Consider the following 15,522-nt stretch of genomic DNA (forward strand, 5'->3'; position numbering starts at 1 on the left):
AAAATTGGGTAGCAATATCCCCCTAAGCCTTTGAAAGTTTAGTTATAAACCAGAACCCACCCACCTATCTGGCACGGCATTAACTGATCGGGCAAGAGTGATTTCAGGAATTTTTTGAAACGCTGAGGAGGCAAGCCATTGGCTAAGCTCACAGACCTATCGGTTAGCTTTTTGTCCCTGGTCAAAACACCGGCCACGGGCAAGGGTCTGACCCTGAAAGCCGCCGATGGTGAGCGCCCCGCCGCCTTCGATCTGGTGGTCAAAAATGACGACATGATGCGCGCCTATGGCGTGGTCTATGCGCCTGACCAAGAGGACGCGCACGGCGACACCGCCGATGCTGACACCATCCGCAAAGCTCAAGCCGAGTTCATGCGCGAGGGTCGCCTCAAGAACATCGACACCGAACACTCATTCACCAGCGAGATGGCCTATGTGGCCGAGAGCTGGCTGGTGCGCAAAGGTGATCCGCTTTTCCCTGATGAGCCAGAGGGCTCCTGGGCCGTAGGCATCCAGATCGGCGATCCCGACCTCTGGAAGCAACTGAAATCCGGCGAGCTGACTGGCATCTCATTGGCTGGGATCGCTCGCATGGAGCCTGGGCCGGATGATCCTGCCCACCCTCGGTACACCGAGAAAGACGCTGAGATCGGCCTGATCGCACGTCTCATTAAAGCGCTGACCGGCGCGCCCCACCAAGAACCTGTCGAGGAGACTGACATGACCAAAGATGAGGTCCAAGCGCTGGTGGCCGAAACGCTGAAAAGCGTTCTGCCCGATGCGCTCAAGGACGCAAGCCAACCGGCTGGCGATCCTGCCCCCAAGGCCGATGCGGCTGAGCTGGAAAAGGCCAAAGAGCTTTTGAAGGCAAACGGCATCGATGTGCCTGACCCTGCCCCAAAAGCGGATGAGGATGATCTGGATGCCAAGATCGCCAAGGCCGTGGAGAAAGCCGTTGGCACCACCAAGGGTACCGAAAAGAGCATCGACCAAAAGATCGATGATGCGGTGACCAAGGCGCTGGCCAAGGGCGTGACCGAAACTGACCCCACTGCGGGCGCGACCGAGGAGAGCTTCGCATGAGCCTGATCACCATCAACGGCCAACAGATCGACGATATTGTCGCTGTTTCCAAGGGCATGATCGATGCCGAGGACCTGCGCAATGGCGGCGAGCTGAAACCCCAGGCCGCATCCCGCCTGATCTCGATGCTGTTTCAGGACACGTTCCTGACCAAGATCACAACCGAGCGCATGACACGTCTGACTAAGGATGTGGATGTGCTGGACATCATGCGCCGCCAACTGGTGCGCGTTCCTCAGGGCACCGATCCTGATGCGGGCCAATTCGGCGATGCTGCTGAGTTCGGCTGTAAGCTGACCGCCCTCGATGTGCAGCTTTTCCCAACCCTGACCTTGGATTTCCTGCGCGAAAACAAGGACAACCCCAACCTGCTCAAAGAGATCGAAACAGGCTTCAACACTCGCCTGACCACCGATCTGGTCGATCTGGGTTTCAACGGCATCGCAGATGATGCGGCGGGCGCGGATCGCGCTGCCAAGTTCATCCGGCTCAATAAGGGCTGGCTCCAGATCATGCGCGATGCGGCCAACACGCCCAAGATCGCCATCGATCCCGCGACCGATGGCTGGATCGCGTCCCTGCGCGCCATCATGGATGCGTCTGACACTCGGTTCCGCAGCTCCTCGGTGTTCCTCATGAATGAGGCCGATGCCGATGAGTATGCGCGCGAGCTCAATGCGCCGATCACCGGCACGGCGATGAATGCCGATAGCCCGTTGCGCCGCTTCGAGGGCAAGCCCATCGAGGCCCACCCCGATATGCCGCGCGGCTCGGTGGCGTTCACGCCGCTGAAAAACCTGGTCTATGGCGTGAGCACTGATGTGCGCCGTGATCGTTCCTATCACTCGCGTAAGCGGGTCCTCGAATACACCTTCGACATGGCGGTGGATTACGAGGTGGCGGTCAAGCAAGCCGCTGTCCTGGGCGAGTAAACCATGCCTGAGGTCGCAAACGTCACACCGGCTGAGATCAGAGCCTTTGCTAACCTCCCAAGCGAGGTGCCAGAGGCTCTCCTCACCAAGCATATCGAGATCGCCGAGCGCGCTCTCGCAAGTGCCGCCGGTGTGGCGGGTGCACCTGATGGCCTGGAGCAAGAATGGATCGAGGCGCTCACCGTGCGCGCCTTGGCCAGTGTCTTTCCCTGGCTCAACACCTTCGCGCTCGATGGCGCGGCCAAGGTGGGGCGTTTGGAGGGATCGGTCGAATACCGTTTCCTCGATGCCGATGAGGTCGATGCGAAAGTCAAAGGATTGATGAGCCGTTTCGAGGAACTGGTGGCCAAGGTCACCCCCGCCGATCCGGCTGACGAAACACAAGGCCAAGCCAGCGCTGACACCGCTTGGCTCGGCGCAATCTGAGGACCTTTTATGCGCCTGCGAACCCGCCTTTCTGAGGAGCTCAAAGCCCGCCTGATCGCCACCTTGCCTGAGGCGGTGGAGACGGTGTGGGATCACGTTGCCGTTGTGGTGATGGTCGAGCAACTCAAATTCACCTCAGCCGGTGGGCTGGAGGGTGACTGGGAGCGCCGCACCCAATTCGAGGGTGTAGTGCGCGCCGAGCTGCGCGCCGATGGCATCGATAGTCTGGAGGTCGAGCCGCTCATCACATACCTGGTGGCCGATCCCGTGTTTCTGAATTTTAAGGCTGAGCCTGAGGTCGATCAGATCAGCGAAAAGGCCCGCATCGTGCTGGCCGAGTGGCGTGACACCTTCCGCGATCAGGATGTGGCCAGCGCCTTGCGCTTCACCGTCACCGGCACCATCGCGGCCTATCATGGCCCAGCAGTGCGCCCTGAGCTCTTAGTGGGGCAAGCCCCTGACATCGGCCCAGGCAATGAGGATGCCTATGTGGCACCGATTGGCGGTGATGCATGAGCGATTTTGACACAACCGAGAATGACCGTCGCCTCGCCAATATCGCCCAGATGGGCGTGGTCGAGCAGGTCAAGTATTCCAACCCGCCCAAGGCGCGGGTGCGCGTGGGCGAGCTGCTAACTGGCTGGCTACGCATGGGGGTGCGCCGCGCTGGCGATGCGCATGAGAGCTGGGCCTATAGCGTTGGCGAGGAGGTCCTGGTGGTCTCGACATCCGGCAATATGGCCCAGGGCGTCATTGTGTGCAGCTTGGCCAACGGGGCCAATGTGGCCCAAGCGGCGGCGGGTAAGTTCAAAACAACCTACCCAGGCGGCGAGATCATCGAGATCGCTGGCGGCGTCGTGACCATAACCGCGCCTGGCAATGTGATCGTGAATGGCGACGTGATCGCCAACGGGATCAGCCTGATCAATCACGTCCACGGCGGCATCGCGCCTGGCCCGGCCGATACGGGGAAACCCAAATGAGTGTCATTGGCCTTAACGCAAACAACGGGCGCGCCATCGATGGCCTGGATCACTTGCGCCAATCGGTGCGCGACATCCTGATCACGCCCCTGGGCTCGCGCGTCATGCGCCGTGACTATGGGTCTGGGCTCTTTGAGCTCATCGATGCCAACCTGACACCGCTCACCCTGGCGCTGATCTATGCGGCCACTGTCGATGCCCTGCGCAAGTGGGAGCCGCGCTTACGCGTCACCCGCGTCCAGGCTGAGGCCTTGCCTGAGGAGCTGGAAGGTGGGCGCATCTCGATCACCCTTGATGGCCAATATCTGCCCAGCGGTGAGGAAATCCGGCTCGATGGGGTGGTGCTATGAGTTTCACCGCCATCAATCTTGACCGCTTGCCTGCGCCGCAGATTATCGAGCAACCTGATTTTGAGACCATCTTTGCCGCCCGCAAGGCCCGCCTGATCGAGCTTGCGCCGCACCTTGCGCCATCTCTGGAGCTGGAAAGCGAGCCGCTGGTCAAGCTCCTCCAAGAGGATAGTTATCGCGAGCTCATCTTGCGCGCCGCCGTTCAAGATGCGGGCGCTGGTAACCTATTGGCCTATGCCTCTGGCGCGGTTCTTGACCACCTCGCGGCCTTCTATGGCGTCGAGCGATTGGTGATCCAAGAGGCCGATGCATCGGTGAGCCCGCCCATAGATAAGGTCCTGGAGGATGATGCCCGCTTGCGCGCCCGCGTCCAGCTTGCGCCTGAGGGGTTCACCACGGCTGGCTCTATTGGCTCTTATACGTTCTGGGCATTGAGCGCCTCGGCTGAGATAAAGGACGTTGCGATCCTGGAGACCGTCACCGCTGGCCAAGTGCGCATCGTTGTGCTGTCCACCCAGGGCAACGGGGTGCCTGATGCGGCGCTCCTGGCCCTGGTGGATGAGACCACTGACCCCCGCCGCCCGTTGACCGATGAGGTCCTGGTGGAGGCCGCGAATATCCAGGCATATAACATTGAGGCCGAGCTGATCCTGTATGATGGGCCGGATGCTGAGCTCGTGCGCCAGGCATCCGTCGCAGCCGTTCAAGCCTTTGTCGATGAGCATCACCGCCTCGGTCATGACATCACCATTGCTGGCTTGCATGCAGCGCTTTATCGCGATGGCGTCCAGGACATCAACATTATCTCGCCCGCCGCGACCCTTGAGATCGGGAGTGATACCGCCGCGCATTGCACTGAGATCACCGTGACAGTGGGGGGCCGCGATGTCTGATATTAATCGCCTTTTGCCCCCAAGCGCCACAACCTCAGAGCGCGCCATCGAGACCGTGATCGCTGAACGCACCATCGGAATTGAGGCCCCAATCGCCACGCTCTGGAATGTGGACACATGCCCAGAGGCGCTCTTGCCTTGGATGGCATGGGCCTTCTCTGTCGAGGTTTGGGATCATGCTTGGCCTGAGACCATCAAGCGCAACGTGATCCGCAACTCGATCCAAGTGCATCGCATGAAAGGCACACCTGGCTCGGTACGTCGTGCGGTTGAGAGCATTCTTGACGACATTGAGATCATCGAGCGGGCCGGTGACCTCGCCCCTCATGAGTTCAAAGTGGTTGTATCGGGCTCATTGCCCTCAGATCACGCCTATTCGAGCGTGTTGAAAGTCATCGCAAACACGAAGCCAGTCCGGTCTCACCTAAAATCAATCCAGGTCAAGCGAAATGGGCGCGCCGAGTTTGCCATCGGAACCGCTCACCAGCATGCGCTTACAACGCAAGTTGGCCTGCGCTTTGCACCGGCGCTTGCGCCTCGCCGTCCGCGCTTCGCGACGGCCCAGCACGTTTCATCCACCCTGCGCATCGCGCCGTCTCGCATCGCTCTGAATATCCCTGATGCACCCGCCATAGCGGCATCGGCTTTGCACCGCGCGTCCACCACAACCATCCATCCAATGAGGGCCTGATATGGCAGACTTTCCCGGAATGATCCTGACCGCCGCCGGTCGCCAGCTTCAAGCCAAGGCGCAGATCGGTCAGGCTTTGACCTTCACCCGCGTGGCGCTTGGATCGGGCGCAACACCCGCCCAGCCCGAAGCGCTGACCGCAATGGTCGATGAGGAGAAAAGCCTCTCGATCCAGTCTTTCGAGGTGCTGGGTGATGGCACTTCCAAGATGCGCGTCATTCTGACAAACCAAGGCGTGACAGAAGGCTTCTTTGTCACCGAGATCGGTGTCTTTGCGCGTGATCCCGACACCCTGCAAGAACATCTTTACAGCTATTCCAATTCCGGGGCGCAGTCGGATTTCCTGCCCGCCGAAGGTGGGGCCACCGTGGTCGAGCAAATCTTTGACCTGATCACAGTGGTAGGCACCGTACAGAACGTGACCGCGCTTATCGATGATTTTATCACCATCGCTACCAAGGCCGATGTAGATGAATTGCGCCCCTACATCATCCCCGCCGCTGGCACCGTTGGGCAGATGCTGCGCAAGGCCACCAATGCAGAAGGTGATGCCGAATGGTTTGACCCATCGGAGGGCTATGACCTGCGTATCGCGTCTGTGTCTGAGGTGCGCACAGCGGTCGAAGGGCAAAGCGTCTTCAACCTCTCCCAAACGATCACCAGCGGGCTTGCGGTCTATGTTGACGGCTTGCGCCTGCGCACTGATGAATGGGACGCACTAAACGCAACACAGGTGCGTTTGGACGCCGCGCTAACAGCAGGCCAGAAGGTCGAGTTTGTAAATAATGAGGAAGTTGGCGCGGGCGCTGGTGGTGGTTCTATGGTCACTCTGGATGGCCCCTCTCTGGTGTTTCCCGGTTCCAGCAACACGTTGACTATCACCAACCATGACAGCTTCAGCACCTATGCCGTTGCGACTGATGTCGGCACCGCCAGCCTGTCTGGGGCCACGATCACATTGGACATTCCGGGCGGTGCGTCGGCAGGCAATCTCAATCTGTCGGTGACCCGCAATGGCGCAACGGCGATTTTCCAGATCGCCATCGGCGCGCAGTCCGTGGCGCAACCAAGTTTCTTGTCGCCAGCCGGCGGTGCCTCGGGATTGAGTTCTGGGCTTCTTTTGACAACTGGCGCGTTTGTAACCTACCCAAATGGCGCTGACACACATTCGGAAAGCGATTGGGAAATCGCTGATGATGCTGGGTTCACTAATGTCGTCTGGTCCAGTTCTGCGGATATTGCCAATCTGACATCCGTAGATGTCCCGGCAGGTACACTTTCTGTCAGCACCACCTACTATGCGCGTGTGCGTCACAGAGGTGGCTCGCTTGGGGCGTCAAACTGGTCAGATAGCGTTAGCTTCTCGACGGCTTCGACGTTCATCGCTGTGCCTTCTATCACCTCGCCAGAAGCAGGTGCGACGGGCGTCGCTCCAACAGGCCCCTTCACATCCAGCGCCTTTGCCACGGATGCGGGAGCAGACACGCATGCGACCTCGGATTGGCAAATTGCAGCAGATGCCGAGTTTGCCAACATCATCAGTGATGTCAGTGCGTCCACCGACCTCACATCACACACAGTGTCGTCGGGTGCATTGGACTATTCTGAAACCTATTGGGTCAGAGTGCGCCATCGCGGCGCGTCGGGACAGGTCAGCGCTTGGTCAGATGCGGTGCAATTCGACACAGCGCCTTTGGCGGGTCAACAAGAGTTCACAGAGCCGGGCACCTATTCGTTCATTGTTCCGGCTGGGGTTACGTCGATTTCGGCTGTGACAGTCGGCGGTGGTGGCTCAGGGGCAGCAGCCGAGCAGAATTGGCCCAACGGTGGCGGTGGCGGCGGTGGCGGTGCCTTGGCATTTGAAAATGACATCACCGTTACTCCGGGCGAGGTTTTGACAGTCGAGGTTGGAGCGGGCGGCGCAACTGCTGTGATGCAGCAAGGCATCGCTGGACAGGAGACACGGCTAAAACGAGGCGGCGCAACGCTTGTTGGCGCATCTGGCGGCGGTGCTGGGGCGCGTGGCTCAGGGGGCAGTTCTGGTGCCGGTGGTGCGGGCGGCTCGGGCGGTGCGGTCTTGTCGGGCACTGGGTTTTCGGGCGGCAACGGCGGTGACGGGAAAGTTGGTGCGGGGTCCGAAGGGGCTGGCGGTGGCGGCGGCGGGGCCGCTGGCTATGCAGGCTCTGGCGGCAACGGTAATGACGCTGCGCCAAATTCGAGCAGCAACACGCCCGGTTCTGGTGGCTCCGGCGGCGGTGGTGGTGGAGGCGATATGAACGCCACAGCCGCGAATGTTCAAGAAGGCAAAGGTGGCGGTGGCGTTGGCATCTATGGTCAAGGCAGCAGCGCAAATGGGAATGACGCTTCATCTCTCACTCAATGGGGTTACAGCGCCCCGGCTGGGCGTGGTGGAAGTGGCGGTGACCAGGGAACTTCCTCTGGTGGTGCTTTCGGCGGCGGTGGCGGCGGTGGTCGCAGCACTGTCGGATTTGCCGGAGGGAATGGTGCTTTGCGGATCATCTGGCCCGGCAACACGCGCCAGTTTCCTTCTAGCAATACAGCAGATGTTTGATTGGAGAGACCCAAATGCAACAGTTACTCATTCCAATTTCTGATGAAGCCCCTTCTGGTCCGCCACTCTACGCCGGTAATCTGCGGCTCTATCATCAGCATTTACCGGATCGCCACCTCCAGTACGATGATGTGGCGAGTTTGGGTTTCGCGCCGTTTGTCGAGAAACCCCGTCCGGTCTCAAGTGACCCGTTCTTTGAATATGTTGAGCAGGCCCCGGTTGAGCAAGATGCAGACAAAGCATGGGTGCAGAATTGGGTGCGAACGCCGGTTTCATTTGGAAATGAAAGCGACCGTGAACCCCTCTTGCGTGCGCATCTTTTGGATGGCTTGGCGGATTTGCGATGGCAGAGGGAGACGGGTGGGATTACCTTGCCCGACGGTACGCCCGTGCGCACTGACAGGCACACCCAATCCCAACTCACAGCGGCTGTGGTGCAGGTGCAGGCTGGTGTGCTTTCTGAGGTGCGCTGGAAGCTGGATACTGGCTTTGTCACCCTGTCTGGCCCCGAAATCACGGCTATCGCCACCGCTGTCACCGGCCACGTGGCCGCGTGTTTCGCAGCCGAAGAAACGGTAGCTGCCCAGATTGCAGCAGCCGCCACCGTCGAAGACCTACGCGCCATCGACATCCAAGCCGCATTCGACGCGGCGCTCACCAACGCTCAATAAAGGAGGCCCAATATGCCTGAGCAATTTCTTCACGGCGTCGAGGTTGTCGAGATCGACACCGGCACACGCCCAATCCGCACCGTGCGCTCCTCGGTCATTGGCCTTGTGGGCACTGCCCCCGATGCCGACGCCGACAAGTGGCCGCTGAATACCCCCGTTCTGGTAGCTGGCAAGCGATCTGATGCCGCTGGTCTTGGTGCTGCCGGCACCTTGGCACCGGCCATCGATGACATCTTTGACCAGGTTGGGGCCGTTGTGGTTGTGATCCGCGTTGAGGAAGGCGCTGACGATGCCGCCACGCTGAGCAACATTATCGGCGGCACCGATGCCGTGACAGGCGCGCCGGAAGGCCTCCAGGTGCTTCTCTCTGCTGAGAGCGTCGTCAAGGTTGCCCCGCGCCTTATCGTGGTGCCGGAGTTCTCCCAGGAGCAAGCGGTGGTCTCTGAGCTGGTCTCAATTGCCACCAAGCTGCGCGCCATCATCATCGCCGATGGTCCCAATTCAACCGATGCCGATGCCATCACCTACCGTGAAAACTTCGGCTCTGATCGCATCTATCTCATCGATCCGTGGGTCAAGGTCTGGGATACCGCGACAAGCACTGAGATCGTGCGTCCCGCCTCGGCCCGTGTTGCTGGTGTGATCGCCAAATCCGATGCTGAGCGTGGTTTCTGGCACTCCCCATCCAATCGCTTGATCGATGGGATCACCGGCACCGCCCGTGCCATCGACTTCACCCTGGGTGATGCCACATCGCGGGCCAACATTCTCAATGAGAATGAGGTCACCACCATCATCCAGCGCGATGGCTATCGCCTTTGGGGCAATCGCGGGCTTTCTGCTGATCCCAAGTGGGCAATGATCAAGCGCCGCCGCGTGGCTGACATGATCAATGAGAGCATCATGCAAGCCCATTTCTGGGCGGTGGATCGCAATGCGGATCGCACCTATTTCGAGGACGTGATCGAGGGCGTGAACGCCTACGGGCGGCGCATGATCACCGTGGGTGCCTTGGTGGGGTTCAAGTGCTGGGCCGATCCCGATCTCAACACGCCTGAGGCTCTTGAGGCTGGCAAAGTCTACTTTGACTATGACTGGGTGGAGACGCCCACCGCCGAGCACATCACTTTCCGTTCCATGATCAACAATGGCTACCTGTCTGAGGTCCTGCCAACGGCCTAAGGAGGGCTTATTCCAATGCGTGATCTTCTGAAATTCATGAATGCCTTTGTCGATGGCTACGGCTTTGCCGGTGTTGCCTCGTCGGTCGAGGTGCCCAAGATCGAGGTCGCAACCCGCGATTTCACGGCGGCGGGCATGGCTGGCCCCATCGAGGTGCGCATGGCGCGCCTGGCCAATGCACTGATGTGCAAAATGACCTTTGAGGGCTTTGACCCGCATCTCTATGAGACGCTGGACATCACTGAGGGATCGCTGATCCCCTTCACCTGCAAGGGCTCCACCGAGGACGGTGATGGGGCAACTCATGCGCACTCGGTCACGATGCGCGGTTTCGTCAAAGTCCTCGATGAGGGTGAGTGGAAAGACGGTGAAAACGTCCCGCTCAAGCTGGACCTGAGCTTGCGTTACTACAAGCGCGAGCGCGATGGCATCGAGCTCTTTGAGATTGACCAGGAAAACATGATTTTCCGCGTCAAGGGCAAGGACCTCCTGGCCGAGCACCGCGCCAATATTGGCCGCTGAGCGCGCTCAAGTAGCGAAGCGGTAGCGCACAACTCAAGGATAGAAGGCTGAGACATGGCACATACTGAGACCTATACGCTCGAATACCCCTTCACCCACAAGGGTGAGGAGGTCACCGAACTGACCATCCGCCGCCCCAAGATGCGTGACCTCAAGAAATTCGAGGCCATCAAGGACAAGATGAAAAAGAGCTTCACCATGCTTTCTGATCTTGCCGAGATCGGCCCCGATACCGTGGAGGAGCTGGACCCCGTTGATTTCAATGCGGCCTCGGTGATGATCGCGGGTTTTTTGGGCGTATCGGAGGAGGAAATCCAAAAGATTTCAGGGCAATTTCCCTCTTCATGAGCCGACATTTCCACTGGCAACCGTCCGAGATTGATGCGTTGCCAGTGGAGGAGCTCCTCGATGCCTTCGAGGATGCAAAAGACTACCTGAGAATTGAGGCGGAGGCGCAGAACTCATGATCCCTACAAGTGTTGGCGTCGATGTCCTTGTGAGCCTGGCAGACAGGCTCACAGCCCCTCTCAGGAATGCCGAGGATACCGTGGCCAAGGCCAGTGAGCGCATGCAAAAGCGCCTGGCCTTGTCCATGAAGCTGGCGGGCGGTGGTGCCGCCGCCGCTGGGATCGCCTACGGTGCGCAACGCTTGGTCACGGGCTTCACCGATAGTATCCGCGATGTCGAGCGCGCCAAGGGCGAGCTGGCCACCTTGGGTGTGCGCGATCTCGATGCCGTGGTGCGCCGTGGCCAGGAGATGCAAATGCAGCTCGCGGGTGTCACGGCGGATGCCTTTGTGCGCGCCTCCTACGACATCAAGTCTGGGATTAGCTCACTCACCGATCAGGGCGTGGCCGATATGACCGCCTCGGCAATGCTGGTGGCCAAGGCAACCAAGGGCCAAGCCGAGCAAATGACCTCCCTTTTTGCGACCTCTTACGGGATCTTCAAAAAGCAGATGGAGGACCTCACTGACGCGGAATTTGGCGAGCAATTTGGCGCGGCTCTTTCTGCCTCGGTGCAACAGTTCAAAACTGATGGCGCGGCGATGCAACAGGCCATCGAGAGCGCTGGCGCGGGTGCGGTCAATCTCGGCATGGATATGACCGAGCAACTGACCCTCCTGGGCATGATGCAACAACAGATGCAGGCCGGTGAGGCTGGCACGGCCCTGCGCGCCTTTGCGACCAACGCGGCCAAGGCGCACGAGGCCTTTGGCAAGATGCAAGTAAGCGCGGATCGCCCTGTGCGGGTGCGCATCCTGGATGAGAATGGCGGATTGAGGGACATGCCTGACATCCTGGCCGATCTCCAGGCGCGCTATGGCGAGACGCTCGATGCCTTTGAGGCGGCTGAGATCAAAGAGGCCTTTGGCACTGATGAGGCCATGAAAATGATCAATGCCCTCTATGGCCAGGAGGCGGCGGTGCGCGCCAATGCAGATGCGCTCGGTGACGCGGCCCAGCAAGGCTCTGAGTTCACCTCAGCGATGGCCGCTGCCGCTGATAACAACTGGGATGCCACGATGGTGCTGATGTCCCAAAAGATGGATGTGATCAGCCAAAAGATTGGCGAGCGCCTCTTGCCCGTGGTGCAACGCTTGGTGCCCTATATCGATGCTTTCATTGCTACCGCCTTTGACTGGATCGACGCCAACCCAGAGCTGATCACGGGGATCGGCGCGGTGGTCGTGGGGCTGGGGGCATTGGCGGCGGTGATCGCGCCCATCCTGATCGGCGCGGGGGCGCTGGTGAGCGGCTGGGCAATGATGAGCTTTGGGGCCACTAAGCTAGTGCTCAGCTTGGCGGGGATGGCCAAGTGGGTGTTGGGTGCTGTCAAGGGTCTCTTGTGGCTCGGTCGCACCGTGCTCCCCTTGGTGGGCAAAGCCGTGCTCTTTCTGGGTCGTGCGCTCATCGCCAACCCTATCGGCCTCATCATCGCGGCCATCGCGGGCGCGGCCTATCTGATCTATCAGAATTGGGAGCCAATCGCCGGTTTCTTTGCCGATGTGTGGGGGCGCGTCACCGATGCGGTAAGCTCGGCTTGGAGTTACATGCAGGGGCTCTTTGATCGATACAACCCGCGCGACATAATCACTAACGCCTGGCAAGGTGTGGCGGGCTTCTTTGGGCGGCTCTGGGACCGCATCAAGGGCGGTGTGAGCGCTGGCTGGGAGCTGATCAAATCCACGTTCCTCAACTATCATCCAGTGGGCTTGATCCTGTCGAATTGGGATGGCATCTCAGAGACCTTCGCGGGCTATTGGGAGAGCATCAAGACCGGCGTTTCGACGGGCTGGGAAGCCATCAAAGCGCTCTTTCTGGACTATCACCCGCTCGGCTTGATCATTTCCAACTGGAGCACCATTGCCGACACTTTCGCGGGCTACTGGACCTCTATTAAAGATGGGGTTGCAACAGGCTGGGACGCAATCAAGACAAAGCTCGGCGAGTTCGGCCCCGCTGCCCTGATCGAGGCAACCTGGGCGGGTGTGGCCGATTGGTTTGGATCGCTTTGGGAGCGGGTCAAAACCAAATTCACTGACATCACCTGGGCGGATGTGCTCCCAGATTGGGATTGGGGCTTTATCAGCGATTTTGACCTCACAGACGTGATCAAGTGGCCTGAGCCGCCCGATTGGTGGAAACGCCTGATGGGCCAGGAGGTAGTTGATGTAGCCCCGCCCAAAGCCTCAGAGAGTGCGGGCTTTGATGCCTTGCCATACCATCAACAGGATGTGGCGCGGGTTGTCGAGAATGTTGTGGCGTCTGGACCATTGCCCACCCCGGCGCACATCGAGGAGCTGGAGTTGGGCATCGCTGACATCAATGCTCAGATCGCCGAGGCGCAAGCTGGCATCGCCAATCTTGGCGAGGGCCCAATGACCGCCGCGATGGCTATGCCCTACCAGGACCAAATCCGCGCACTCACCGCCGATCTGGAGGTGGCCGAGGCTGAGCTGAAGGATGCGCGCGCCAGGTCCGATGAACTCGGCCAGGCGCTCCAGGTTCTCTCTGAGACCGAGGCCACACCAGAGATCAACACCGCCTCGGTGGATGCCGCCTTGGCCAAGGTGGCGCGGCTCTCGGCATCATTGCGCAACCTGCCAGGCGGTGCCCCTGCCACCAACTCCAGCGGCTCCCCTGTTCAAGCTCGCGCCAAGGGTGGCGCGTTTCGGCCTGGCTGGCTTCTAACGGGCGAGGAAGGCCCAGAGCTGGAGTATCGCACCGAGGGCGGGTTCATCGCCCACAACCGTGCCCTGCGCAACATGCTCGACATGGCCACTCGCACCCGTGACCTGGTGAGCGGCATTGGTTTTGATGGCGTTGCAGGCGCATCCATGCCCGCGATGGCAACGGTGGCGGCGGCGGGCGGATCGGCTATGCAGCGCGGCCCGATCACCTTCTCGCCTCAATATAATATGCCTTTGGCCTTTGAGGGCGGTGTTGATCTTGATGAGGTGCGGGCAACTGTGCGCGCCGAGCTGAGCGATGCCGAGGACCGCGCGCGCGTCGAATTGAGAGGGCTTTTGCATGACTAAGGTGATGATGATGCTCGGCGCTTATCCGTTCATGCTGGACACCGCCGCCTATCAACAGCTCAAGCGGGTTTCGACCTATCGCTGGAAACAGCAAGACCGGATCGGGCGCAAGCCTGGCCAGCAATTCGTGGGGCCTGGTGCTGATCAGATCACCCTCTCAGGCGAAATCCTGCCCCATTGGAAAGGCGGCTATGGCCAGCTCGATCTCATGCGCGCCCAGGCGGATCGCGGCAAGCCTCTGGTGCTCCTGGAGGGCTATGGCGGCTTTGTCCTGGGCGATTGGGTGATCCTCAAGATCGAGGAAACCAAGAGCGAGCTGGAGGCCGATGGTGCGCCCCGCGTGATCACCTTCTCGATCACGCTCAAGGAATATGGCAGCGATGAGGGTGGTTTTGGTGGCTTTGGCCTTGCTCTCGCGGCGCTCTCAACACTGGCGAGGCTGACATGATCTATCGCACCAAGGATGGCGATGTCCTGGATCGGGTATGCGCCAAGCACTATGGCGATGCCCCTTATAGTGTCGAGGAGGTCCTTGCGGCCAATCCTGGGCTGGCGGCGCATGGGCCGGTCCTGAGCTCTGGCATCCTCATCGAGCTCCCAGCGGTCGAGGAGACCGCCCAGGAGAAACCCACAATCCGGCTCTGGGATTGATCGCATGACCCCTGATTTCAAAGTGATCGCGGCGGGCATCAACATCACCAGCCAGATCGAGGATCGCCTCCTCAGCCTGGTGGTGAAGGATGAGGCGGGCTTTAAGTCTGACACGGTGGAGATCACCCTCGATGATCGCGACAACGCCATCGAGCTCCCCTTGCCTGGTGCGCCGCTCATTGTGTTCATGGGGTACAAAGAGACATTCCTTGCGCCAATGGGCGTTTTCACGGCGGATGAGGTAGTGGCCAAAGGCCCGCCAGATCGGGTGACAATTCGCGGCAAGGCCGTGAACCTGGGCGGATCGATCAAAGAGCAAAAGACCCGCAACTGGGATGATAAGACTATCGAGGACATCGTGGGCACCATCGCGGGCGAGCATGGCCTGGAGCCGAAGGTGGCCGAGGAGCTCAAGCCTTTTCTATATGAGCACCTCGATCAGACCGATGAGAGCGACATCAACTTTCTCACCAGGATCGCCAAGGATCATGACGCCATCGCCACCGTGAAAGGTGAGGCGCTCCTCTTTATTGGCAAGGGTGAAGGCAAGACCGCCAGCGGCATCCCGATGATCCCACGCCCGATCACCAGGAACGGTGAGCTGCGCTGGTCTATGACCCTGGCCAGCCGTGGCAACTTCAAGGCCGTGGAGGCTCACTGGCACAATGAGGAAACAGGCCAGAAAGAGACCGTGACCGCTGGTGAGGGATCGCCGGTGAAGCGCTTGCGCCACGTCCACTCCACCAAGGCCGAGGCTGAGAAAGCCGCCAAGGCCAAACTCGATGAGTTTAAGCGCGGGGATGATACCCTCAGCATCACGATGCCAGGCGATCCAACGGTCGCGGCTGAGGGTCAGATCATCGCCCTGGGTTTTAGGGTCGGGGTGAGTGGTCTATGGTCTGTCACAAGCGCCCGCCACCAGATCAGCGGCGGGGGCTTCACCACCTCAATCGAGACGGAAAAGCCGAAAGAATGAAACTGGATCGACAAGCGGATCAATGAAAATTAAATTGATCCGCAATGAA

17 protein-coding genes are annotated in these 15,522 nt (G+C 60.0%); all 17 read left to right on the top strand.

Annotated elements, in window-relative coordinates:
• Nucleotides 1-138: 138 nt before the first annotated feature.
• The 17 genes from BLS57_RS10915 (at nt 139) to BLS57_RS10995 (ending at nt 15,473) form a co-directional block, all read left to right on the top strand.
• Entirely contained in the window at nt 139-1,083 is a 945-nt protein-coding gene (locus tag BLS57_RS10915; protein WP_093742150.1) for an XkdF-like putative serine protease domain-containing protein, read from the top strand.
• The gene (locus BLS57_RS10920) at nt 1,080-2,015 is read left to right on the top strand and encodes a phage major capsid protein, P2 family (protein WP_093742153.1); all 936 of its coding nucleotides are present in this window, start codon (nt 1,080-1,082) and stop codon (nt 2,013-2,015) included. The genes BLS57_RS10915 and BLS57_RS10920 overlap by 4 nt, the downstream gene beginning before the upstream one ends.
• A 3-nt stretch (nt 2,016-2,018) precedes the next feature.
• Nucleotides 2,019-2,441 (top strand): hypothetical protein, encoded by a 423-nt coding sequence (locus BLS57_RS10925; RefSeq protein ID WP_093742155.1) that lies wholly within the window; start codon nt 2,019-2,021, stop codon nt 2,439-2,441.
• 9 nt (nt 2,442-2,450) lie between these two features.
• Nucleotides 2,451-2,957: a hypothetical protein gene (locus BLS57_RS10930; protein WP_093742157.1), complete on the top strand. Its 507-nt coding sequence runs from the start codon at nt 2,451-2,453 to the stop codon at nt 2,955-2,957.
• Nucleotides 2,954-3,424, top strand: coding sequence for a phage baseplate assembly protein V (locus BLS57_RS10935; protein WP_093742159.1), 471 nt, complete (start codon nt 2,954-2,956; stop codon nt 3,422-3,424). The genes BLS57_RS10930 and BLS57_RS10935 overlap by 4 nt, the downstream gene beginning before the upstream one ends.
• Nucleotides 3,421-3,774: a GPW/gp25 family protein gene (locus tag BLS57_RS10940; protein WP_093742161.1), complete on the top strand. Its 354-nt coding sequence runs from the start codon at nt 3,421-3,423 to the stop codon at nt 3,772-3,774. The genes BLS57_RS10935 and BLS57_RS10940 overlap by 4 nt, the downstream gene beginning before the upstream one ends.
• A complete protein-coding gene (locus tag BLS57_RS10945; RefSeq protein ID WP_093742163.1) occupies nt 3,771-4,667 on the top strand; it encodes a baseplate assembly protein in 897 nt (298 codons plus the stop codon). The genes BLS57_RS10940 and BLS57_RS10945 overlap by 4 nt, the downstream gene beginning before the upstream one ends.
• Nucleotides 4,660-5,358, top strand: a complete 699-nt coding sequence (locus BLS57_RS10950; protein WP_093742165.1) for a phage tail protein I — start codon at nt 4,660-4,662, stop codon at nt 5,356-5,358. Before BLS57_RS10945 ends, BLS57_RS10950 begins: the two co-directional genes overlap by 8 nt.
• A 1-nt stretch (nt 5,359) precedes the next feature.
• Nucleotides 5,360-7,930: a glycine-rich domain-containing protein gene (locus tag BLS57_RS20045; RefSeq protein ID WP_093742167.1), complete on the top strand. Its 2,571-nt coding sequence runs from the start codon at nt 5,360-5,362 to the stop codon at nt 7,928-7,930.
• On the top strand, nt 7,927-8,601 hold the full coding sequence (locus BLS57_RS10960) for a DUF4376 domain-containing protein (RefSeq protein ID WP_139186633.1): 675 nt from the start codon (nt 7,927-7,929) through the stop codon (nt 8,599-8,601). The genes BLS57_RS20045 and BLS57_RS10960 overlap by 4 nt, the downstream gene beginning before the upstream one ends.
• A gap of 12 nt (nt 8,602-8,613) precedes the next feature.
• The gene (locus tag BLS57_RS10965; protein ID WP_093742171.1) at nt 8,614-9,783 is read left to right on the top strand and encodes a phage tail sheath subtilisin-like domain-containing protein; all 1,170 of its coding nucleotides are present in this window, start codon (nt 8,614-8,616) and stop codon (nt 9,781-9,783) included.
• Nucleotides 9,784-9,798: 15 nt separating this feature from the next.
• Complete coding sequence (locus BLS57_RS10970; RefSeq protein ID WP_093742173.1) at nt 9,799-10,305, top strand: phage major tail tube protein; 507 nt, start codon at nt 9,799-9,801, stop codon at nt 10,303-10,305.
• A gap of 54 nt (nt 10,306-10,359) precedes the next feature.
• A complete protein-coding gene (locus tag BLS57_RS10975) occupies nt 10,360-10,653 on the top strand; it encodes a phage tail assembly protein (RefSeq protein ID WP_093742175.1) in 294 nt (97 codons plus the stop codon).
• Between the two features lie 115 nt (nt 10,654-10,768).
• On the top strand, nt 10,769-13,846 hold the full coding sequence (locus BLS57_RS10980; RefSeq protein WP_093742177.1) for a phage tail tape measure protein: 3,078 nt from the start codon (nt 10,769-10,771) through the stop codon (nt 13,844-13,846).
• A complete protein-coding gene (locus tag BLS57_RS10985) occupies nt 13,839-14,294 on the top strand; it encodes a phage tail protein (protein ID WP_093742179.1) in 456 nt (151 codons plus the stop codon). The genes BLS57_RS10980 and BLS57_RS10985 overlap by 8 nt, the downstream gene beginning before the upstream one ends.
• A complete protein-coding gene (locus BLS57_RS10990; protein WP_093742181.1) occupies nt 14,291-14,497 on the top strand; it encodes a tail protein X in 207 nt (68 codons plus the stop codon). The genes BLS57_RS10985 and BLS57_RS10990 overlap by 4 nt, the downstream gene beginning before the upstream one ends.
• Before the next feature lie 4 nt (nt 14,498-14,501).
• Nucleotides 14,502-15,473, top strand: coding sequence for a contractile injection system protein, VgrG/Pvc8 family (locus tag BLS57_RS10995; protein WP_093742183.1), 972 nt, complete (start codon nt 14,502-14,504; stop codon nt 15,471-15,473).
• The last annotated feature ends 49 nt before the right edge of the window (nt 15,474-15,522 follow it).

The sequence above is a fragment of the Sulfitobacter delicatus genome, assembly GCF_900102535.1.
GTDB lineage: Bacteria > Pseudomonadota > Alphaproteobacteria > Rhodobacterales > Rhodobacteraceae > Sulfitobacter > Sulfitobacter delicatus.